Raw genomic sequence first — 19,356 nt, forward strand, 5'->3', positions numbered from 1 at the left:
TGCACCTTATTATTTAAGTATATAGTTGTGATCTCAATTCCTAAAATAAAACACGCCGATTCTGACAATTTCTTTTTGCTTTGTGGTCCTTGTGCCATAGAAGGTGAAGATATGGCATTACGCATCGCTGAGAAAGTTGTAAGTATTACTGATAAGCTCAAAATTCCTTATGTTTTTAAAGGAAGCTTTAAAAAAGCCAACCGAAGTAGAATTGATAGTTTTACAGGTATTGGTGATGAGAACGCACTTAAAATCCTAAGAAAAGTTTCAGAAACCTTCGACATACCAACGGTTACCGATATTCATGAGGTTTCAGATGCGACTAAAGCTGCTGAATATGTAGATGTGCTACAAATCCCAGCTTTCTTGGTAAGACAAACTGATTTGGTTGTAGCTGCGGCAAAAACTGGTAAAGTAGTTAACTTGAAAAAAGGTCAGTTTATGAGTCCTGAAGCTATGAAACATGCGGTACAAAAAGTAAAGGACTCTGGAAGCGATCTGGCCTTAATAACAGATCGAGGAACCATGTTTGGCTATCAGGATATGGTAGTTGATTTTAGAGGCATACCAACAATGCGCCAATATGCGCCAACAGTTTTGGACGTGACTCACTCCTTACAGCAACCTAATCAATCTGCAGGTGTAACCGGTGGACGACCAGATATGATAGAAACGATTGCAAGAGCTGGTGTAGTAAATAATGTTGATGGATTATTTATCGAAACACATTTTGATCCCGCCAATGCGAAAAGTGATGGTGCCAATATGTTACACTTAGATAACCTGGAAGGTTTATTGACGCGATTGGTTGAAATAAGAACGTTGGTGACTAATTTCTAGCCTTCCCAATTCTGGTTAATTTAAAAGGATTGGTATTAATTTCAAGTTGTTTTTTGATAACATACATGATGACCTCGTCATTTATATCTTCAACTGCCTTGTAACGAAGTGAAGTTATTGCAGTGCGGTTTTTTGTTACAAAGTAGTCTCTATAATCACTGAGACGATCACCATGCCAAAACGCAAAATCTACATAGTCCTTGGATTGATTTAAATAACAAATAGGCAAGTCACCATTAAAATAAAAAGGAATTTTCCACTTATAGTGTAATTCTGGATTTGGCAGAATGGCTTCTACAATAGATTGAAGTTGAAGCAGAATTGATTTAAAAGGCTCCTCCTGTTTGAGAATGTAGGCTTCTGCAGGATTCATTCTAAAATAACCTCAAAATACCCACGACTAATAAGGCAATTCCTATAATTGCTTTAAAAGGCATTAACTTTTCAGATAATTGACGTAAACCGCTTTCTAGAGCTGGGACTTTTCCAAATACATGGGTCAACAACAATATACCTCCAAGAATACTCACTATACTAAACAACCAGCCACCTCTAAACGTAATCAGTGCTAAAATAACCAAGGTACCTCCAATAACAGTCTGAAACGGTACGAGAGCACCAGCAATTTTATTAAAGAAATTGCTTTCTCCATCCCATTTATCTAATGTAGCAATACCCAAAAGTATACCTCCTGTAATTTGAGCAATCGTTAATAAAAGTCCAAGCATATTGATATGATTTTAGTTGTTATAAATTTAAGAATTAGCTGATTAATAATTGCCTAAATCCACAACTTTTATAGCGGTTGTAGCATTAAACAAAAATTAGGAAGACTACGAATTATGAAATCCCATCTACATAATCCTGTAGGTAACCAAACTTCTGTGTGAGCTTGCCAGCATCCGTTATTTTAGCACGCTCAAGTATCCCATTCGCATCGTTGGTAAAAAAAGCTGGTAACACATGTTCTAAAAACGTTTCTCCAAAGCCCTCACTTGCATCTTTTGGTAATTCGCATGGTAGATTATCCACTGCCATTACTGCGATCGCATTTTCAGCATTGAAAGCAACTTCTGTTTCCGATGCAGGATCATAGCCATAAAAAGGATCTTTAATAGTTGATGGTCTTATTGTACTCGCCACAGGACCATCGATATCACAAGAGATATCTGCAACTAAATTAATTCTAAAATGAGGATCTTTAGCATCTTGTCTCGTGAACAAATAAGGTGCATTATTACCATAAAAATGGCCTGCAATAAAGAAATCGGTTTCTTTAGCGTAAGGCATAAAATTACTTTCGTATTCCGATGGATCTTTATAGAACTCTAAACGCTCTCCTACCTTGCCATCTTTACGTTTTGCATATTCCATCACATCAACACGACAGTATACAGGCTCGGTAAATTCTGAGGTTAAATAAAGCGCATCACTTAATTCTTTGATTCCCAAATGATCTAAAATCTCCTTAGCCCCTTTCGCTACTTTGCCTGTACCAGACAGTAGTATTTTAATAGCTGGTAATTTAATCGTGTCTAAAACACTTTTTACTTCCTGCAGATCGGCTAAAGTTTCAACCTTCGGTAAATCAAATAAACCATCTCGTATACCCAATGCTCTTATACCATTGTAAGCACCTACAAGTCCTGCATATCGGCCAAAACCTATAAGTCTGTAGCCATTTGGTCCTACAATAGTCTCATGATCATAAAGTCTAATGTTCTTATCTAATATTGCCCTTAGTAAATCTCTATTATAAGGTTGTTTCTTGATTGTATGGGAAAAGAAAAAGTAATCCTTATTAGGTATCAAAGCCTCCACAGGCACTTCCTTAACACCAATCATAACATCCGCATCAGAAACATCATCTTTAACTTCAAAACCATACTTTATATACTCCACATCTGAAAATACTCTGATATCTGAAGATTCAATTACAAACTCAGCATCCGGAAATCGTTTTCTGGCTTCTGCTAAGGTCTGAGGTGAAAAAACAACGCGTCGATCTGGTGGGTTTTTACGTTCTTTTATAATGGCGAATTTCATATTTGTAAGTATTAAAATATGACATAAATGTCATAAAAACGATGTGGAATAATTTTTGCACGAAAATAAAGGGATTTAAGAGGTTGCACAACTTTTTTTGTAACTTCGCCATCCTTTTAAATTATCATTTGGGGTCGACTGGTTTTGACAGCGAGATTAATTAAATGGTAAGCACGTCGTGTAATGGTATTGACACACGTAAAAGGCTAAACCAAATTTTAAACGGCGAGAATAACTACGCTTTAGCTGCATAATCTGAATTATAGTAAGATTGGCTTAGGCTCACAAGGTGAGCAAGCTAAATGTCTCCAGAAAGCCTTGGTTAATGGCGTTCTAATTAGAGGCATCGTAAAAATTAACTAAGATTGGGTAAGGCTTTGATGCCCTTTCGAGATTAAAAAGCTAAGCTGTAAGTAGGCTGTTTTTTGTCAGCTTACAGTCTAAAACCAAGAAAAAACTAAACGTGTAGAAAGCTCTTTAGTTACTTGTTTGGACGAGAGTTCGATTCTCTCCGACTCCACTTTAAAATACCTTAACTTATTAATAATAAATAAGTTAAGGTTTTTTTTAGCCAACAATTAGTCAACAAATTGAAAATCTAGTCTTTTTGATCTATTGTAATGCTATAATAATGAAGTTAAAAATAATTATCCCTAGCAATACTGCAATAATTGTTCTCTCTCTTTTATTAAACGCTCTTTTCATATGCATAGGTTAGAATATTTATCAAGTCTATGACCATGCTTAAACGCTCGTATTTCTGTTATGGTGTTGTGTATTGGATCGTAAACCACCTCAACAAAGAACATATCAATTGCATAACAATTACATTTCTCATTTTGTCCTATGTAGTTATCTAAGAAAGTACCGTATTGATTAACGGCTTCCATTTTATTATTGAGGTCTAGTAAGTTAAATTGATACAACGTCATCTAATTGTAATAGCATATAGAATAACAACCATTATTAATAAATAAAAAAGGTAAGTATCATTTTTCTTGTCATTCATATTAATAATAAATAATATTTATATTAGTACAAATCATTTTCAATATTATACTAATTCTATGCGAAAAACAATTTTATTCTTTTTTTTGATTTTTGGAGTCACTAATTCACAAAATAATTCAACTACAAAAATGAAGGCAAATGTTTTCAATACCAATCTTGCAGGAAAGGAAATAATTTGCCAAATAAATAAAGGTAAAGAAATAGAAATTATTGAAATTACGGATACTGAATATGTAAAAGTGAAATATAAAAGATGTATTGGGTATGTAGCAAGGATTACAATTATAGAAACTGAATTTATCCAAACAGAAATTGACAAAATACTCAATGCTCAGGCAGAGGAGGAAAAACAAAAAAAGGAAAGAGAACAAAAAAGACTGGATTCAATTGCCAAAAGAAAGGAAATGCTAAAGAAGAGAGAAAAATTTAGGCAAGACTCAATTAAAGAACAAAAAAAGAAAGAAATTAAAGAAAAAATAAGAGCGAGGAAATTAAAGGACAGTATCGCAGAGGTTGAAAGAATAAAGGAAAGAAGATCAAGGTGTCATTACACTCAAAATGAAGTTGATAAATTCACTAATAAGATTAGAAAGGTAACTGAATATTATGAAATTGCTGAGCATAGTGTCTATTTGGAAAATTCAGTAGATATTAGATTAGCAAGGAATGGTAACTATAAATTCATCTATTTTTATATCCCAGAAGGTTTAGGTTGTGCAAGTCCATATAATAAGAATGATTCTTATGTGATTGTTAGACTTAAAAACAATGTTAAGGTTAAATTTTATCATGAAGATGATATTGATTGCTCTAGTGATGCTTTTATGCTCGTATCCTCTTTAACAACTGCTCATATAAATAAATTAAAAAGTTCACCAATAGAGGCGATACGTTTTCTAGGTAGTGAATCTTATTATGACGTAGAAAATATAAATTACGAAAATTTCTTTATTGATAAATTAAGTTGCCTCAATAAAAACTAACTAATAATAGTTGTTTGTAAAATCTCTAAAAATATCTTCAGGGCATTTATCCCTTATGAGGTTATGAAGTTTAGAATACAAACTATAATTCCTCTTGTTTAGAATAAACTTAGTATTTGGATCGACGCTAGATTTTAGAAGTTTGTTTGTTTCATCTATTCTAGTTTCCAATATCATAATATTAAAAATCTTTTGATACTGTCTTACCGTTAAATTAGGTACTCCTTTTGACTTTAAAAGACTTGAATAATAAGTTGTGAACTTCATGCAACAAAATTATTCTAGGTCTTAAATAAGTCTTGCTACAAATAGTAGAAATAATCAGTTAAAATCAGTTATCAGAATTAAAAAAAGATTATTAATAATTTGAAAAAAATTTGATTATTCAAAGTATATATTTTCATATTAGTTTAATATAAACTTATATTAAAACATGTTAGTTGAACATACTATTCTAAACTATTTTAGAATGCTTTTTACCGTTTCTAAAACAATTATGTTCCATAAGAATTAAAAAAAATTATTAATGATTTATTGAATGCAAGTTATTTATCTTTTATTTACTTAGAATTGTAATAATATTTTAAATGAAAATACTAAAAATCATAAGAATCTTGGTCGGAAAACTGAATCAAATTCAGAAATTACTTATAGCACTTTTTGTTTCTGCAGTTTTGTATTTAATCTTTTATCCTTATGCATACGATAAGGGCGTAGTGCATGGAAAATTTACTTCTAGTGGGCATACTATGTCTTGGGAAATACTTGGTTATGAACCATTTAATTTTGCTAAAACAGGAGGTATTTGGAGTATCTATTTGGTTATTGTCGGAGTTTTATTGTTGGTGCTTTATTCTAAACCTAAAATAAAACCCTAATAGAATAGTTATCAATTGATTTATTAATACTCTATGTAAGTATATTTTTGGAACTAGAAACTATCATCTTTAACCGAATGCCTGAGTAATGCCTAAATGAAATAATTGATACTGAGAAGGTGAATATAGTCTCTCTTGCTTTATTCTTCTATTGCTTAATGTATTTCTAATATTGTGCGCCAGTTCTTTAATCTGTGTCTCAATATCTGCATCATGCCATTTACTAGATAGGTACTTTCTCTTAATCTCGTTGTAAACCTTTAAATCTGTTTTTTTGTAGTAACGTATTCCAGTATGAGAAAGTAAAGAACTATCATTTCTTTGCATTGAGATATTTAAACCAGTTACTAAACATTGACGTCTGTTTTTGTCTTTATTGGTAGTTGTAGAAACTGCCGTTTTTAACCCTATATATAAAGGGTTAATTTGGGTAGTTTTTGTATTTAACAGATCAACCTTATTTGAGATTAATTCTCTTATCTGAGATTTTATATTATTTGGGTATTTGTTTAATATAGAATTGAGATTGTTTCTATGATATTTGAAATTGGAGTAGTTGTTATCTTTTAGTTCTAACCAGTAGTTAATATTGCTATAAGTGTCCTTGTATTTGGTGTCTTCTAACAACTTCCAATCATAGAATAGAACGTTGTTCCATAATTGCAATAAATCGCTCTTAAAACGTCTTAAATCGTATTCTAATAAATTGCTGAGGTTATATATACCTTTGTTATTTAATTCTTCCATTTTCGAGTATTTTTTCTCAATTCTAAATACATCGTTATCAATGTCAAAACCTTTGTTTTTATAGTGTGTCCTTTTGTCGTATAATTTTATATAATGCCTTTGGTGTTTTGTTTGGATGTAAGTTCCTTCGTCTTTGGTGTATATAGATTTTAATTCACTTGTCTTATGAAGCAAACAATATCTTAAAAGTTGTTTTGTGGGTACTGGCGGCAAGATATTAATGCCAATTTCTAATTGTCGCAGTGTGCAATTTCTGAAATCAATATCGAATTTCTCATTTAAGTCATGGCGTACCTCAGCAATTTCATTAATTCCAAAATCATTAAAATTATGTGCGCCATTATTCCAGTGCTTGTGCAAACTGCCTTCAATGGTTAATCTCTTATAAGGTGTCTTTTCGGTAACGTCATATATTTTGAACTCTAAACCCTTGTAAAATGCGTTTGATCTAATAGATAATTCGCCAGTCTTGGTGTTTACCATATTCTGAAAATCTAGTAAAGAGTGATGCTCGAAATATGCAATATTCGAGTTAATTACTTCCACCTTTACAAAGTCAATCACGATATAAAATGTTATCTTTGAGTATTAGGTATACGTTGCCGTAATACCACGATATTTGAACAAGAAAAGAGGGTTTTTACGCCCTCTTTTTTGTTTGGAATACTAGTCAACAAGAAAATCCCAAACGTTGCTCAAATTCGTTGTGTAGTAGTTCTGAAAATAATAGATAGTCAATGTATTTGCCTTATCAGAAAATTGAAATAAAACAAGGTGTCTTTTTTTGTCTATATCACCTTTAAAAACATTGTATTTTATTGTATTAAACAGTCCAGTAAGACGTGGTTTTTTCCACTTTTTACCTTCTCTTATCTGTAACCAATACGCAGGCATCGACTGAGCGCATTTTCTATCTTTAGAGATATTTATAATATCAGTTAATTGGTTAACTCCATTTGTAACTGATTCTATTTTATAATGTCTTGTAGTTTTAAACTTTCCAATATTGTATTCCTTGAATACGTGTAGTATTGGTTGAGGTGTTGCCGTACTCATTGCTCTAGTTGTTAAGTTTAACTATTGCGTTTTCGACTTCCGATCTTAGATAAAAAACACGACCACCAATTTGGTGTGCGGTCAATATTCCCTTTTTTGTCCAATTATATACTGTACTGAGGTCAATTGATAGCATTTCTGCCAATTCATGCCTTGTTAAGTATTCTTTTGGCTCTTTTGGTTTGAAGTGTTTTTTAAGGTCTTCTAATTGAGTTTTTACGCCCTCAATTATTTTTCTTTGTAGTTGCTCGGGTGTTACCGAAATAAATTGAACTTGCATTGCTTTAACTGTTTAAAATTTAACTTGATGCAATATTATTTAAACAGTATGCTGAGGGTAAAAGAAGGGCAAAAGATTGTTTACCCCTTTTTTATTTTTTTAAAGTTTTTACATAACTATCAATTAAATCTTCTTTGAGTTTCGCATCATAATTACCATTCATGATTTTTTTTGCATTATCCTTATTACATCCTAGAACAAGACTTAATACATTGTGTTTTTCGTCCTCACTTATTTTTAATTTTCTTATATTTTTTTCAATATCAAAAACCTTATTAACAATGGTAAATCGATCCAATAGATTTAATGGTTTGCCTTCTAGTGATAATTTTGTAGAAATAATTTTTTTCTTTGCTATACCAAAGTGTTTAAGGCGCTCTATTTCTTTTGAGCCAGTCACTAATAAATGATGCTTTAATAATTTTGAAAATACATACGTTGAAATCATTTCGTTTGTTCTCATTTCAGTTGAATCACCTTTATCATTATCCCAAAGGTCTTGATTTTCATCAACCAATGAGATGTACAAATACCATAAATAATGTTTCTCAGATGTTACAACATCAAGACCACTTTCTAGTAAATAACGACTTAAATAAAATTCATATTGCGAAATAAATAAATCAACCTTGTTACATTTTCGTAAATATTCATTTGCACAATTTCTTAATACATTGTAATCATCAGAGTATCGTAATTCTTCGTAATATTCAATATTAAATTCGTTATCAAACATTGTGTTTCTTTTTAATTTGCCTTATTAATGACAGTTAAATTATTTTCTTTTTTCTCCTTTGTTTGCTTTTGTTTTAAGCCCTCTTTTTGCCATATTTTAGCAAGTTTTAAACTATAATCGATTGGTTTTTTACCAATATACTCTAAAAACATTTTTTCGGTACTGTGAGCAGTTATATTCATCAAAATAGGTGTAGGATATAACTCAGTAGCATAAAAATTAGAAGCAAATGATCTACGACAAATATGACTTGAAACAAGTTCGTATTTTGGATAATCACCATTTACATATCTTTTCTTTTTATTATCAAATTTATTTCCATTTTCAATGGTGTCAATTTCTGCGAGTTTACAGATTTCTTTAAGGTAACGATTAAACATTGCTTTTGCGCTATCAATACTTTTGGCAAATGTTGGCGGAAACTCTCCCTTTCTTTTATTTAAAATATTCTTTACTTCATGATGAATAGGTATTTGTACGGTTTTTTTAGTTTTGATTTGTTCTAAAACAATAAAGTCATGATCTTGTATATGTTGTATAAAACTACTATTCATTCTCAATAAGTCCGAAACTCTCTGACCTGTATAGCAACCAATAATAAGCCAGTCTTTTGCAATTTCATGAGCATCGCTTATAAACGTTTTTGACTTGATTTTATTAATCTCATCAAATGATAATATAATCTTAGGTGCTTTTACTGAAAATCCAGAAAAATTATCCAATTGTTGACTTACTCTATAACCATTCTTTTTTGCATCCAAGCATATACTTTTGACAAACTTCAAATAACGTCCAATGGTATTATCACTTAGTTTATCAATTGTATCAAAATAGTCAATTAATTCACTTCTAAAGGTCAAATTCACATCTGTCAGTTTAGTTCGAGTACTTCTTTTTTTATCAAAGGCAACTAATTTATTTACAATAGTTCTATATTTCTTTTGAGTGGATCTAGAAACTCCTACTCGTTGGGATTTTTTATTCACTTTATATTTTAGATTTTTTATGAAATACTCTCCATATTGAGTTAGATAGTCCAGTTCTTTGATCTCATGTTTATTAAAGTGTATGTCTATTTTTGATTGCAACCAATTGCCCGTTATTACTATTCCAGAACTATTGGCATCGTTAACCTCATCGAGTATAAATTTTGTTAAACCTCTTAATTTAGATGTGATGTTTTTTTCATCTGCATAAGTCTGTTTAGGAAGTCCTGTTTTAGCACTCCAATTCTTTGGATTTATACTTAATGATGTTTTGCGTTTTAATGATCCTGAACGCCCCAAGGATAATCTTAAATAGATAGGTGCATTGTCCGACTTACTTTGAAGTTGATATTTAATTGTTGCCATAATTTAGAAAATTGAACACCTAAATATAATCAATAGTAATGATTTTAGTCAACATTTAGTCAACATTTAGTCAACTATTTTCAATCTTATTAGATTGCAATCAACTTTTAATTATATACCATAAGGCTTATAAAAATTTATTTATTATTGATTTTATAGATTCAAAGCGTGTTGAGATAATTATCCAAATTGTATTGTTATACTCTCTCCGACTCCACAACACTCACAACTGTGTTGTGAATTAAAATAGAAAACCCATCAAGTTCACTTGTTTGGGTTTTTTCTTTTAATGAATGTGGATTGTAAATCCAGGCAGTTGTATTTGCAACTTCAGAATCACTGTAGAACAACGAAGTTAATCTCTCCGACTCCACAGAAAAAACCCTTGTAACTGGCACAAGGGTTTTCTCATTTTGATTGATGAATGGTTTATTGATTAAGCTTTAACTGCGGTATTTTTCCAAATGTTAGTTTTGGAAACTTCTTGGGCATAAGCCATAAAACTTATTGGTTTTTTTCCTAATATATTTTCTATATCATTAGTGATAATCGAATTTTCTGGATTACCTAAAACCACTTCAAATAGGTAATCAATTAACCAAATAAAATCTTCAGGCAATTGCATCTCTCGCATGGCATTACTGTATTCTTCCAAACTTACCGGTATAAAGGTAATGTCGTGCTCTGTCACTTCAGAAATAGTATCTACAGCTTCCTTAAAAGTTAAGAGTTCATTTCCTGTAAGTTCATATATTTTTTGAGAATGGGCATCATTCAAAAATACTTCAACAACTACGTCCGCAATATCATTTGCGTCAACAAACGGAATTTTAACATGGGCTTGTGGTAAAGCCACAACACCATCTAATATTGAATCCAATAAGAAGTTTTCGCTAAAATTTTGGTTAAACCAACTCGCTCTAACAATGGTGTAATCTATTCCTGAATTTATCACGATTTCTTCGCATAATTCGGCTTCTCTTTCACCCTTTCCGGATAATAAAACCAACTTCTTGACACCTGCATTTTTTGATACTCTTACCAATTCTGCTATGGCCTCCTTCGCCCCTGGTACCGCAAGATCTGGTTGGTAAGTGATATATATATAATCTATACCTTTAACGACTTCTGGCCAGTTATGAGGCCGATTCCAATCGAAAGATGGTTGTGCAGATCGTGAACCGATGCGCACTGCATGTCCTAACTTTTGTAAACGATCTACTATTCTTCGACCTGTTTTGCCTGTTCCTCCTGTTATTAAAAATTGTTCTTTTTTCATGTTATTTAATATTTATTTTGTGATTTGTGTTGTTATTATGATTAAGGTTATAAATGAAATTAATGATGTAACTGTTCTTATAAGATGGAGCCGATTCCATTTGTTTTCAAAGGTGTCTCGCAACTGTCTTAATTCTATTTCATTAAGTGTTTCTAAGTTATTTTTATCCAAAATTTCGTTTAGTGGTATATTTCCAAATACAGTGACTAAAATCACACCAAGGAAATAAATAAGCACACTTACTATAAGCAACCACCATAGACCTGATGATATATTTTTAAGTATGAAGAGATTTATTATACCTAAAAAGAAAGGTCCTATAAACACGATGAAAAATGTAGGGTTCAAAATGACTCTATTCATTTGTTGAAAAGACATTAAAAATCCAAAGTCATTCAGCTTTCCAATACCTGGTGTTATTGAGTTTGACCAAGTGAAACATAATCCGGCACTTAACCCAGTACACATTACCAATAGCAAGAATACAATGTGTTGCAATGAAAACTCCATAATCCTACTTTGTTATTGTTAATGTTCTATTGGCTATTTTGATATAATAGTACAGTACCACTATACCAACGAAGACCATGGCTATGAGCCAAAATCCTGGAGCTGTAAAAAACATGTAATGGTCGATGCCATTAGGCACCATAAATACAGGAACCGTAATGAGTGCATCTAAAAAGGCGCTGACCAATAAAAAAATAATCCCTACTAAAAACCCATGAGTGGTTTTCTCACGCCTATAATAAAATGCTGCTCCAAACCAAACTAATGGAATTACAGCCAGCATTAATACCAGATTAGCCTGAAGTTCGGCATCTTCTAGTATTGGAATGTAAAATGAAATTGTGTAAGCAGATACAGCTAGTATCCAAATTGCTATACCGACTAAAATTGCTCTAATTGTTTTCATGTCTTAATAATTTTTTAATTACAAGACAAAAGTATCTCCACATCAGAGCATTGACTTATTCAAAAAGATTTTTGATTTGTTTGAAAGGACGACTATCTAATTTGGCTTGGTCTATAACCAAACTTCTTGGCAAAAGCATTTGAAAAAGAACTTAAGCTATCATATCCAACATGCCAAGCAGCCTCTTGTACTGTCGCATTTTGCCCTTTTATCATATCATGGGCTGTAGTGAGCCTTTGATTTTGGAGATATTTAAAAACAGGGACGCCAAAAACTTCTTTAAATTCTTTTTTTAGCTTGGTCGTATTAAGTCCTATTATTTTTGACAATTCAGAAAGTGAAGGTGGATTATCTAAATTCTCCGCCAAAATATTTTTCACTTCATCCAATCGCTGTCTATCAACCGATTGAAAATTCTGCGATTTATTCAATGCAAGTTGACCAAAGAAATGAGATAGTAAGGCGGTAATTTGGCTTCTAAAGAACATCATTTTAGCCTTACCCTCATATTTAATATTAAATAAACTGTCTACGATTAGTTGCATTTCTGGAGTCATAAAAAAACTGGGACCTTCAACATAGTGATCCTTAGGATTAACTAGTTGTTCCAGTAATTCTGAAAATAATTCCCCTTCTTGGTTGGGCAACTTATTAAGATTTCTTGTTGCTGTAGCAATGACGATGCACTCTAAAGGACAATCTTTTGAAACTGTATGTGTACAAATCACTTCTTGATCAGAATAAAAAGATAAGGCCAGTCCTTTTGTATAATTATAAAATTTAGAGGAAGTTGGATATTTGAATTCTAAATCTACATTTCCTGAACCATAAAAAGCAACAGCAATAACGGGTTCATCAAAATAACATGAATCTTCAATTACACTATCTGAGTTTGCCGTTTCTACCAGAATGGTAAAATCGTTAATATCTATAATATCGCGTGTCACATAACTAAAATAGCACTTTTAGAACTTATAGCAAATTGAAAAAGTTTGAATAAATTTCTTATTCACTATCTATTCCCTTGAGAAATACAAGTTTGTTGAAAAACTAAAAGAGCACAAAACAATTCAGTCTCATACTCTCTTAGGTTAGGGTTTTTGCTATTAAAACAATTGGACAAATTTATACCTTGGGATAAGATTGGCATGTAACAAATGTTACTTAAAGCTTCTTAACCTATTTTCAAAAGCATTATAAAAGCTCTAATTTTAGAGTGAAATCTTAATTAGCTCAAAACTTTTTAGGTATATGAATATTGACAATCTTATTCAAAGTTTTACTGAATTAGAAAAACTAAAAACAGTTGAACGTGGACTTAATGTTGGTAGGAGAAAAGAAAGTAGTGCAGAACACTCATGGAGTTGTTTATTAATAGCAGATTTAGTGATTGACTACACCAATGAACCATTAGACCGGTTAAAAGTATTTGAATATTTACTTTATCACGATGTTGTAGAAGTCTATGCTGGTGATGCCAAGTTTAATAATCCTGAAGAAATGAAATTAAAGCGCGAAAAGGAAGAAAAGGCATTGCTAAAAATTGAGTCATTTATTTCAAATCGTGATCGGTTCAAAAAAATAATGTCAGAATACGAAAACAGAAACACAAGAGAAGCGGAGTTTGCAAAGGCTATTGATTGTTTAGACTCTTGTGTGAGAAACCTCAATGATGAAGGCGCTACCAAAAATGATGGTTTTACTGAAAACCTTATTAGAAGTAAATATCTTCCTCATGTCTCCAAATTTGATATTACGCTTCAACTGTTTGAAGCTCTAATGGAGAAATTGGTTGAACTAGATAAAGTTTAGTTCCACTCTTTTAATCATTCAATAACATTGGTGGCTATTGCTTGTCTACCGTGTTTAAGCGATTAGTAGCATACCTCCCACTTATTTTTTTTACAAATTCCTCAAGTTCTACGGCATTATTCTCGTTAGTATCCAATCCATAGAATCGAAGTTTATGATCAATAGGACGTCCAAGATTATCGGACTTATTGGTATAATAGCTTTCCATTTCTTCTAAAGAAATCTCATAGTTTTCGTCTATGTCGAAATCATAGAACAAAGCAGTTCGCAACTTCACATAATCATCTCCTGCTTTACGCCGAGACACAAAAACATCGATAATGGCTCTTCGTTTTTTAACCTCGAACATAATTTTACCTTCCTCCATATTTGGTCCATTCTTAAACTCTGAGAGGTTAACAAAACTGTTCTTATTGGCGTCTAAGGCATAAAATAGTAGCATAGCATTAATGGGTTCTCCTGTTTTACTATCAATTTTACCATGACCATAAAGCATCATTTCATAAAGTGAAATCCCTCGATTTTTATTGGCGTCTACAGTGCGAAAATTATTAAGAGCTTCATCATTGGCAAGATTAGAATCCGTTGGTATTACGTTTTCAATTAAGCGCTCTGGATATTGCCAACGCTTCGAAAACTCGAGAGCTCGTTTATAATTTGGATCTTCTAAATATTCTGGTAGCGTAATGATATTATTTGTATTCGCGTCAATGGCATAGAATTGACGTTTTGCATCTATAGAATCTCCAAATCGGTTGAGCTTATCTTTATAATAGGTCCTCATTTCGAGATTGGTAATGACCTCATTACCGTCAGCATCAATTTGAGCAAAACGATTAGTCCGTTTTTCAGTTAGGTCTTGGGAAAATAGTAGGGCTGTAGATAGAAAGAGGGAAGATTTAAACAGATTAATTAATAGTCTCATTATAAATTAATTATATGAAATACTAATATACATTTATTTTAAATCTATCGCATTAAATTATGTTGTAAAGGATTAACAATTATTAATAGTTTGTATTATAGTTATGTTAAGACCCCTCATAAATTTCGTAATGCGCTGAAAATGTTTATTTTAAAGTAAATAAGTTTAATACAAAAAAGCAACTATGAAAATTAAAGAAGAGAACGAAAAACGAAGAGATTATATTTTTCAGAAGGATACCATAACAAAGTCGGTTGCTACTTTTGTAACAAGTGTATTAATAATGCTCATTGCAATTGTGGCCAGTACTTATGATACTTTGGCACACTTCTAAAAATAAAATCACATAAAATGATCTGCCCAACTATTAAAATATAGTTGGGCTTTTTTTTGTCTTTATTGCTTAACACAATTTTGTAAGTTTAATAGCTTTTCAAAGACTAACTTTGCATAAAAATTAAGAAAGGAAAAAAGATCTATGCTAACTTGGAAAAACGTTATTGATTTTGCTGTTAATGGGAATCCAACACCAGAGCGACGTGTTGAAAAATCTGATGCAGAGTGGTACGCACAACTTACACCAGAGCAATACCGAATAACTAGAGAGAAAGGTACAGAACGACCGCACAGTGGTGCCTTATGTAGTGTTTATGATTCTGGTAAATACAATTGTGTTTGCTGTGGCACACCATTATTTGACAGTACAATTAAATTTAGCTCAGGTACAGGTTGGCCAAGCTTTACACAACCCATAAAAGAAAATGCCATTAAGTACGAACGCGATACCTCTTATGGTATGGTACGTGTTGAAGTGATGTGCAATACATGCGATGCCCATTTAGGACATGTGTTTCCTGATGGCCCAGAACCAAGTGGCCTAAGATATTGTATTAATTCAGAGTCTATGACTTTAGATAAGGAGACAGCTTAATGGACAATAAGAATATACAACTGGCTACGGTTGGAGGTGGTTGCTTTTGGTGTACAGAAGCGGTTTTCCAAGAGGTAAAAGGTGTAGAAAAAGTAATTTCGGGTTATACTGGTGGTAATGCGCCAGGCAGACCTACATACCGAGAAGTTTGTTCAGGATTAACAGGCCATGCAGAAGCCGTACAAGTTACTTTTGATGCCAATATTATCTCTTATGAGGATGTACTCATCATATTTATGACCACACACGATCCGACAACATTAAACAAACAAGGTGCCGATCGTGGGACACAATACAGATCTGTGATTTATTATCATAATGATACTCAAAAAGACATTGCTGAGGCGGTAACTAAAGCTTTAGGGCCATACTATAAGGATCCTATCGTCACTGAAATATCTAAAGCTGAAATCTTCTATGAGGCCGAAAAAGAACATCAAGATTTTTACAAAAACAATCCTAATTATGGTTATTGTAACTTTGTAATAGATCCGAAGTTGGCCAAGTTACGTCAGCTTCATGCAGATAAACTCAAATAATGATACGACTCTATATTATCGGAATCTTTATTCTCATTATTGCCATAGTCGCAAATGGTTTAGTGATTAAGTTCGGTATGAAATCTTGGTACGATTTATTTTCACTTTTGGAGGAGTTTGGTAGTAGTACCTTCAAACAACTTTCGGTATTAGACTATTTATGGTTGTTTGTTGGATATCCGTTAGTATTAGGATGTGGTTATTGGTTGGGCGATTATGTCCACAAATTAATCTTCAAGTAAAAAAATATTTCAATTTTATTTGTATGTACAAACATTTAATATACATTTGCATCAACAATGGAAACAAAAGACAGTAAATATTGTACATGCCTATACCACTCTGCAAATGCTTTTGCGAGGGTAATGACAAAGATGGCCGATGAAGCATTTTCACAAACAGGCTTATCGCCTTCTTATGCTTTTTTACTAATGACTGTTAATGATGCTCCAGGTATTCAGCCAAAAGCCATTAGCCGTCAAATGCAATTAACACCCTCAACAGTGACACGACTTATAGAAAAAATGGAATATCGTGGTTTACTAGAACGTAAATCTGTTGGGAGAGCAACCGAAGTATTTCCTACGGAAAAAAGTCTAGCGCTTAAACCAGAACTTAAAAAAGCATGGCAAAGCTTATACAAACAATATAATACGATTCTTGGTAAGGACGAAGCACGTCAATTAACTGATGATATCTATAGTGCTTATGCCGCCATTGACAACTAAAAAAATTTTGTTATTCTTATTTGTATGTACAAACATTATATAATTAATAAAAACAAAAATCATGAAAAAAGTAGCATTAATAACAGGAGCTAATAAAGGATTAGGATTTCAAACAGCTAAAGAACTAGGTCAAAAAGGAATTAAAGTATTGATCGGTGCAAGAAATGAAGAACGCGGTAATAACGCCGTATCTGAACTTAAAAATGAAGGTATAGATGCAGAATTTGTACAACTGGATGTTTCTGATACAGCAAGTATTAAAAATGCTGTAGATACAATTGAATCGAAACATGGGCACTTAGATATCTTAGTAAACAACGCAGGAATGATCCATCCTAATGAAAGTTGGGAACAAAATAGTGTAAACTCATTGACACAAGATGTTCTAAGAGCAACGTTTGAAACCAACTTCTTTGGCCTGGTAGACTTAACACAACAATTGGTACCCCTTATTAAAAAAAGTGAGCAAGGCAATATCGTCAATGTTTCGAGTGTACTTGGTTCATTGGCTGAAGCGACTAATCCAGAGTCGGATTACTATGCTGTAAAACCATTTTCGTACAACGCTTCTAAGGCCGCAGTAAACTCTTATACAATTCATTTAGCAACTGCATTAAAGGAAGATAATATAAAAGTGAATTCTGCACATCCAGGTTGGGTACAAACCGATCTAGGTACAGAACATGCTCCACTCACAGTAGAGGAAGGCGCAAGAACTATTGTAGATTTAGCCTTAGACACAACAGATAAAACATCACACTTTGAGCATTTAGGGCAACCAATTGCTTGGTAATAAATAATCAATTAAATAAATATGAAAACAGTAGGAATAATAGGTTCTGGTATAGTTGGCCAGACCTTAGGTGACGGCTTTTTAAAATATGGTCATAAGGTTATGATTGGCACAAGAGATACTTCAAAACTAATTGACTGGCAATCTAAAAATGGTACTAATGCCCATTTAGGAAATGCTTCTGAAACCGCTACATTTGGCCAAATATTGGTCTTAGCTACAAAAGGAACAGTCGCTAAAGATATTATTGCTTCATTAGATGCAAAAAGTCTAGAAGGTAAAACCATAATAGATGCAACAAATCCTATTACGGACGAAGCACCGGAAGATGGCGTGTTGAAATTCTTTACCAAGGATCAATCCTTAATGGAAATTCTACAAGAAACAGCACCAAAGGCAAATTTTGTAAAAGCCTTTAATACCATTGGCAGTGGTTTAATGATAAATCCGACATTTGAAAGCAAACCAACGATGTTCATAGCAGGTAACAATGACGCATCTAAAAAAGAAGTTGGGGAAATCATTGAACAATTTGGTTTTGAAGTTGAAGACATGGGAACTGCTAAAGCCAGTAATGTCATCGAACAATTATGTATACTCTGGTGCATTCCAGGATTTAGAGAAAATAAATGGAATCATGCTTTTAAACTAATGAAAGCTTAGAGTTCAAAATAACATAAGTATAGGTCAGACAGGAAACAGTTATAGTACTAATTGTTTCTTGTCTGACTTTGTTTTTAAGGCATTAATACTATTTTTGATAAAACAACACTATGGAAAAAACAGTATCAGAAGCTATAGCTTATAGACGCTCTACTAGAGTCTATAAGGACCAACCTATTGACACAGAAAAAGTGAAGCAATGCCTAGTTAATGCTTCACTTGCACCAACCAGTAGTAATCTTCAACTCTGGGAATTTTATCATGTTACGGATGAAGCAAAACTTAAAAAACTAGCTGAAGCCTGTTTTAACCAAAGTGCTGCAAAAACCGCGAAACAATTAGTAGTTGTTGTTGCTAGGAAAGATTTGTGGCGTAAGCGTGCTAAGGCCAATATTGCATTTCTAGATCGTGTTTACGATAAAGAAGGGCTAAGTGATCGTGATTTAAAACGTAAAAAAATGGCCACTAACTACTATAAGAAATTAATACCAACCATCTACACAGACTTTCTTGGTATTCTTGGTCTAATTAAATATACTGTTTTCCAAATTATAGGTCTTTTTAAGCCCATCTACAGGCAAACACGTCAAAGTGATATGAGGATTGTAGCGCATAAAAGTGCAGGTTTAGCCGCACAGAATTTTATGACAAGTATGGCTGCAATTGGTTATGATACGTGTCCTATGGAAGGTAGTGATACTTTAAGAGTTAAGAAGGTACTAAACCTTCCAAGTGGTGCAGAAATAAATATGGTAATTGGTTGTGGTATTAGAGATGATAAAGGCATCTATGGACCACGTTTTAGAGTCCCTTTTGAAGAAGTCTATTTTGAGGTCTAAGT

The 19,356-nt window shown here is 32.6% G+C and carries 28 protein-coding genes and 1 other RNA gene; 13 read left to right on the top strand and 16 right to left on the bottom strand.

What is annotated here, in order from left to right; all coding sequences use genetic code 11:
• Positions 1-21: 21 nt before the first annotated feature.
• Positions 22-840, top strand: a complete 819-nt coding sequence (gene kdsA, locus ACRHOC_RS13020) for a 3-deoxy-8-phosphooctulonate synthase (protein ID WP_431159165.1) — start codon at positions 22-24, stop codon at positions 838-840.
• On the opposite strand, the gene ACRHOC_RS13025 is transcribed toward kdsA, so the two are convergent.
• The 3 genes from ACRHOC_RS13025 to ACRHOC_RS13035 all read right to left on the bottom strand — a co-directional run bounded on the left by ACRHOC_RS13025 (position 830) and on the right by ACRHOC_RS13035 (position 2,886).
• Positions 830-1,213 (bottom strand): DUF1801 domain-containing protein, encoded by a 384-nt coding sequence (locus tag ACRHOC_RS13025; RefSeq protein ID WP_431159084.1) that lies wholly within the window; start codon positions 1,211-1,213, stop codon positions 830-832. The two genes, kdsA and ACRHOC_RS13025, sit on opposite strands and share 11 nt — an antisense overlap.
• Before the next feature lies 1 nt (position 1,214).
• Positions 1,215-1,568, bottom strand: coding sequence for a hypothetical protein (locus tag ACRHOC_RS13030; RefSeq protein ID WP_431159085.1), 354 nt, complete (start codon positions 1,566-1,568; stop codon positions 1,215-1,217).
• A gap of 112 nt (positions 1,569-1,680) precedes the next feature.
• Positions 1,681-2,886: an NAD(P)-dependent oxidoreductase gene (locus ACRHOC_RS13035; protein ID WP_431159086.1), complete on the bottom strand. Its 1,206-nt coding sequence runs from the start codon at positions 2,884-2,886 to the stop codon at positions 1,681-1,683.
• Positions 2,887-3,016: 130 nt separating this feature from the next.
• Between ACRHOC_RS13035 and ssrA the strand changes: the two genes are divergently transcribed.
• Positions 3,017-3,409, top strand: a transfer-messenger RNA (tmRNA) gene (ssrA, locus tag ACRHOC_RS13040).
• A gap of 178 nt (positions 3,410-3,587) precedes the next feature.
• Here the strand turns inward: ssrA and ACRHOC_RS13045 are convergent.
• Positions 3,588-3,818 carry a hypothetical protein gene (locus ACRHOC_RS13045; RefSeq protein ID WP_431159087.1) on the bottom strand — a complete coding sequence of 77 codons (231 nt, stop codon included), beginning with the start codon at positions 3,816-3,818 and terminating at the stop codon, positions 3,588-3,590.
• Between the two features lie 135 nt (positions 3,819-3,953).
• On the opposite strand from ACRHOC_RS13045, the gene ACRHOC_RS13050 reads away from it, so the two are divergent.
• Positions 3,954-4,880, top strand: a complete 927-nt coding sequence (locus tag ACRHOC_RS13050) for a hypothetical protein (protein ID WP_431159088.1) — start codon at positions 3,954-3,956, stop codon at positions 4,878-4,880.
• Here the strand turns inward: ACRHOC_RS13050 and ACRHOC_RS13055 are convergent, their stop codons facing one another.
• On the bottom strand, positions 4,881-5,147 hold the full coding sequence (locus tag ACRHOC_RS13055) for a hypothetical protein (RefSeq protein ID WP_431159089.1): 267 nt from the start codon (positions 5,145-5,147) through the stop codon (positions 4,881-4,883).
• A 320-nt stretch (positions 5,148-5,467) separates the two neighbouring features.
• Between ACRHOC_RS13055 and ACRHOC_RS13060 the strand changes: the two genes are divergently transcribed.
• Entirely contained in the window at positions 5,468-5,758 is a 291-nt protein-coding gene (locus tag ACRHOC_RS13060) for a hypothetical protein (protein ID WP_431159090.1), read from the top strand.
• A 69-nt stretch (positions 5,759-5,827) separates the two neighbouring features.
• Here ACRHOC_RS13060 and ACRHOC_RS13065 read toward each other — a convergent pair whose 3' ends face one another.
• The 10 genes from ACRHOC_RS13065 to ACRHOC_RS13110 all read right to left on the bottom strand — a co-directional run bounded on the left by ACRHOC_RS13065 (position 5,828) and on the right by ACRHOC_RS13110 (position 13,071).
• Positions 5,828-6,988, bottom strand: a complete 1,161-nt coding sequence (locus tag ACRHOC_RS13065) for a hypothetical protein (RefSeq protein ID WP_431159091.1) — start codon at positions 6,986-6,988, stop codon at positions 5,828-5,830.
• 183 nt (positions 6,989-7,171) lie between these two features.
• Positions 7,172-7,561 (bottom strand): hypothetical protein, encoded by a 390-nt coding sequence (locus ACRHOC_RS13070; RefSeq protein WP_431159092.1) that lies wholly within the window; start codon positions 7,559-7,561, stop codon positions 7,172-7,174.
• Between the two features lie 4 nt (positions 7,562-7,565).
• The gene (locus tag ACRHOC_RS13075; protein ID WP_431159093.1) at positions 7,566-7,841 is read right to left on the bottom strand and encodes a helix-turn-helix transcriptional regulator; all 276 of its coding nucleotides are present in this window, start codon (positions 7,839-7,841) and stop codon (positions 7,566-7,568) included.
• 91 nt (positions 7,842-7,932) lie between these two features.
• Positions 7,933-8,577, bottom strand: a complete 645-nt coding sequence (locus ACRHOC_RS13080; protein ID WP_431159094.1) for a hypothetical protein — start codon at positions 8,575-8,577, stop codon at positions 7,933-7,935.
• Positions 8,578-8,588: 11 nt separating this feature from the next.
• On the bottom strand, positions 8,589-9,929 hold the full coding sequence (locus tag ACRHOC_RS13085; RefSeq protein WP_431159095.1) for a phage integrase SAM-like domain-containing protein: 1,341 nt from the start codon (positions 9,927-9,929) through the stop codon (positions 8,589-8,591).
• Positions 9,930-10,126: 197 nt separating this feature from the next.
• The gene (locus ACRHOC_RS13090) at positions 10,127-10,327 is read right to left on the bottom strand and encodes a hypothetical protein (RefSeq protein ID WP_431159096.1); all 201 of its coding nucleotides are present in this window, start codon (positions 10,325-10,327) and stop codon (positions 10,127-10,129) included.
• 38 nt (positions 10,328-10,365) lie between these two features.
• A complete protein-coding gene (locus ACRHOC_RS13095) occupies positions 10,366-11,208 on the bottom strand; it encodes an NAD(P)H-binding protein (RefSeq protein WP_431159097.1) in 843 nt (280 codons plus the stop codon).
• A 12-nt stretch (positions 11,209-11,220) separates the two neighbouring features.
• Positions 11,221-11,718, bottom strand: a complete 498-nt coding sequence (locus ACRHOC_RS13100; protein ID WP_431159098.1) for a DUF1772 domain-containing protein — start codon at positions 11,716-11,718, stop codon at positions 11,221-11,223.
• A 4-nt stretch (positions 11,719-11,722) separates the two neighbouring features.
• Entirely contained in the window at positions 11,723-12,124 is a 402-nt protein-coding gene (locus tag ACRHOC_RS13105) for a DUF5367 family protein (protein WP_431159099.1), read from the bottom strand.
• Positions 12,125-12,216: 92 nt separating this feature from the next.
• Complete coding sequence (locus tag ACRHOC_RS13110) at positions 12,217-13,071, bottom strand: helix-turn-helix domain-containing protein (RefSeq protein WP_431159100.1); 855 nt, start codon at positions 13,069-13,071, stop codon at positions 12,217-12,219.
• A 304-nt stretch (positions 13,072-13,375) separates the two neighbouring features.
• Between ACRHOC_RS13110 and ACRHOC_RS13115 the strand changes: the two genes are divergently transcribed.
• On the top strand, positions 13,376-13,936 hold the full coding sequence (locus ACRHOC_RS13115; protein ID WP_431159101.1) for an HD domain-containing protein: 561 nt from the start codon (positions 13,376-13,378) through the stop codon (positions 13,934-13,936).
• Between the two features lie 34 nt (positions 13,937-13,970).
• Here ACRHOC_RS13115 and ACRHOC_RS13120 read toward each other — a convergent pair whose 3' ends face one another.
• Positions 13,971-14,861 carry a hypothetical protein gene (locus tag ACRHOC_RS13120; protein ID WP_431159102.1) on the bottom strand — a complete coding sequence of 297 codons (891 nt, stop codon included), beginning with the start codon at positions 14,859-14,861 and terminating at the stop codon, positions 13,971-13,973.
• A 184-nt stretch (positions 14,862-15,045) separates the two neighbouring features.
• On the opposite strand from ACRHOC_RS13120, the gene ACRHOC_RS13125 reads away from it, so the two are divergent.
• From ACRHOC_RS13125 to ACRHOC_RS13160, 8 genes are all read left to right on the top strand, one after another.
• Positions 15,046-15,195 (top strand): hypothetical protein, encoded by a 150-nt coding sequence (locus tag ACRHOC_RS13125; RefSeq protein ID WP_431159103.1) that lies wholly within the window; start codon positions 15,046-15,048, stop codon positions 15,193-15,195.
• Between the two features lie 144 nt (positions 15,196-15,339).
• On the top strand, positions 15,340-15,792 hold the full coding sequence (msrB, locus tag ACRHOC_RS13130) for a peptide-methionine (R)-S-oxide reductase MsrB (protein WP_431159104.1): 453 nt from the start codon (positions 15,340-15,342) through the stop codon (positions 15,790-15,792).
• Positions 15,792-16,331 (top strand): peptide-methionine (S)-S-oxide reductase MsrA, encoded by a 540-nt coding sequence (gene msrA / locus ACRHOC_RS13135; protein ID WP_431159105.1) that lies wholly within the window; start codon positions 15,792-15,794, stop codon positions 16,329-16,331. Before msrB ends, msrA begins: the two co-directional genes overlap by 1 nt.
• On the top strand, positions 16,331-16,573 hold the full coding sequence (locus tag ACRHOC_RS13140; RefSeq protein ID WP_431159106.1) for a DUF7672 family protein: 243 nt from the start codon (positions 16,331-16,333) through the stop codon (positions 16,571-16,573). The genes msrA and ACRHOC_RS13140 overlap by 1 nt, the downstream gene beginning before the upstream one ends.
• 57 nt (positions 16,574-16,630) lie before the next feature.
• Positions 16,631-17,059 carry a MarR family winged helix-turn-helix transcriptional regulator gene (locus tag ACRHOC_RS13145; protein WP_431159107.1) on the top strand — a complete coding sequence of 143 codons (429 nt, stop codon included), beginning with the start codon at positions 16,631-16,633 and terminating at the stop codon, positions 17,057-17,059.
• Between the two features lie 61 nt (positions 17,060-17,120).
• Positions 17,121-17,852 carry an SDR family oxidoreductase gene (locus ACRHOC_RS13150; protein ID WP_431159108.1) on the top strand — a complete coding sequence of 244 codons (732 nt, stop codon included), beginning with the start codon at positions 17,121-17,123 and terminating at the stop codon, positions 17,850-17,852.
• Between the two features lie 21 nt (positions 17,853-17,873).
• Positions 17,874-18,515, top strand: a complete 642-nt coding sequence (locus ACRHOC_RS13155) for an NADPH-dependent F420 reductase (protein ID WP_431159109.1) — start codon at positions 17,874-17,876, stop codon at positions 18,513-18,515.
• Between the two features lie 110 nt (positions 18,516-18,625).
• On the top strand, positions 18,626-19,354 hold the full coding sequence (locus ACRHOC_RS13160) for a nitroreductase family protein (protein WP_431159110.1): 729 nt from the start codon (positions 18,626-18,628) through the stop codon (positions 19,352-19,354).
• Positions 19,355-19,356 lie beyond the last annotated feature (2 nt).

It is taken from the genome of Winogradskyella poriferorum (assembly GCF_050618035.1).
Classification (GTDB): Bacteria; Bacteroidota; Bacteroidia; order Flavobacteriales; family Flavobacteriaceae; genus Winogradskyella; species Winogradskyella poriferorum_A.

Coding starts and splice junctions, on each gene's coding strand:
- ACRHOC_RS13095 (WP_431159097.1), bottom strand. CDS start 11,208: ATGAAAAAAGAACAATTTTTAATAACAGGAGGAACAGGCAAAACAGGT.
- ACRHOC_RS13150 (WP_431159108.1), top strand. CDS start 17,121: ATGAAAAAAGTAGCATTAATAACAGGAGCTAATAAAGGATTAGGATTT.
- ACRHOC_RS13155 (WP_431159109.1), top strand. CDS start 17,874: ATGAAAACAGTAGGAATAATAGGTTCTGGTATAGTTGGCCAGACCTTA.
- msrA (WP_431159105.1), top strand. CDS start 15,792: ATGGACAATAAGAATATACAACTGGCTACGGTTGGAGGTGGTTGCTTT.
- ACRHOC_RS13100 (WP_431159098.1), bottom strand. CDS start 11,718: ATGGAGTTTTCATTGCAACACATTGTATTCTTGCTATTGGTAATGTGT.
- ACRHOC_RS13075 (WP_431159093.1), bottom strand. CDS start 7,841: ATGCAAGTTCAATTTATTTCGGTAACACCCGAGCAACTACAAAGAAAA.
- ACRHOC_RS13045 (WP_431159087.1), bottom strand. CDS start 3,818: ATGACGTTGTATCAATTTAACTTACTAGACCTCAATAATAAAATGGAA.
- ACRHOC_RS13070 (WP_431159092.1), bottom strand. CDS start 7,561: ATGAGTACGGCAACACCTCAACCAATACTACACGTATTCAAGGAATAC.
- ACRHOC_RS13120 (WP_431159102.1), bottom strand. CDS start 14,861: ATGAGACTATTAATTAATCTGTTTAAATCTTCCCTCTTTCTATCTACA.
- ACRHOC_RS13060 (WP_431159090.1), top strand. CDS start 5,468: ATGAAAATACTAAAAATCATAAGAATCTTGGTCGGAAAACTGAATCAA.
- ACRHOC_RS13065 (WP_431159091.1), bottom strand. CDS start 6,988: ATGGTAAACACCAAGACTGGCGAATTATCTATTAGATCAAACGCATTT.
- ACRHOC_RS13085 (WP_431159095.1), bottom strand. CDS start 9,929: ATGGCAACAATTAAATATCAACTTCAAAGTAAGTCGGACAATGCACCT.
- ACRHOC_RS13030 (WP_431159085.1), bottom strand. CDS start 1,568: ATGCTTGGACTTTTATTAACGATTGCTCAAATTACAGGAGGTATACTT.
- msrB (WP_431159104.1), top strand. CDS start 15,340: ATGCTAACTTGGAAAAACGTTATTGATTTTGCTGTTAATGGGAATCCA.
- ACRHOC_RS13160 (WP_431159110.1), top strand. CDS start 18,626: ATGGAAAAAACAGTATCAGAAGCTATAGCTTATAGACGCTCTACTAGA.
- ACRHOC_RS13145 (WP_431159107.1), top strand. CDS start 16,631: ATGGAAACAAAAGACAGTAAATATTGTACATGCCTATACCACTCTGCA.
- ACRHOC_RS13025 (WP_431159084.1), bottom strand. CDS start 1,213: ATGAATCCTGCAGAAGCCTACATTCTCAAACAGGAGGAGCCTTTTAAA.
- ACRHOC_RS13105 (WP_431159099.1), bottom strand. CDS start 12,124: ATGAAAACAATTAGAGCAATTTTAGTCGGTATAGCAATTTGGATACTA.
- ACRHOC_RS13055 (WP_431159089.1), bottom strand. CDS start 5,147: ATGAAGTTCACAACTTATTATTCAAGTCTTTTAAAGTCAAAAGGAGTA.
- ACRHOC_RS13050 (WP_431159088.1), top strand. CDS start 3,954: ATGCGAAAAACAATTTTATTCTTTTTTTTGATTTTTGGAGTCACTAAT.
- ACRHOC_RS13125 (WP_431159103.1), top strand. CDS start 15,046: ATGAAAATTAAAGAAGAGAACGAAAAACGAAGAGATTATATTTTTCAG.
- ACRHOC_RS13035 (WP_431159086.1), bottom strand. CDS start 2,886: ATGAAATTCGCCATTATAAAAGAACGTAAAAACCCACCAGATCGACGC.
- ACRHOC_RS13080 (WP_431159094.1), bottom strand. CDS start 8,577: ATGTTTGATAACGAATTTAATATTGAATATTACGAAGAATTACGATAC.
- ACRHOC_RS13140 (WP_431159106.1), top strand. CDS start 16,331: ATGATACGACTCTATATTATCGGAATCTTTATTCTCATTATTGCCATA.
- ACRHOC_RS13115 (WP_431159101.1), top strand. CDS start 13,376: ATGAATATTGACAATCTTATTCAAAGTTTTACTGAATTAGAAAAACTA.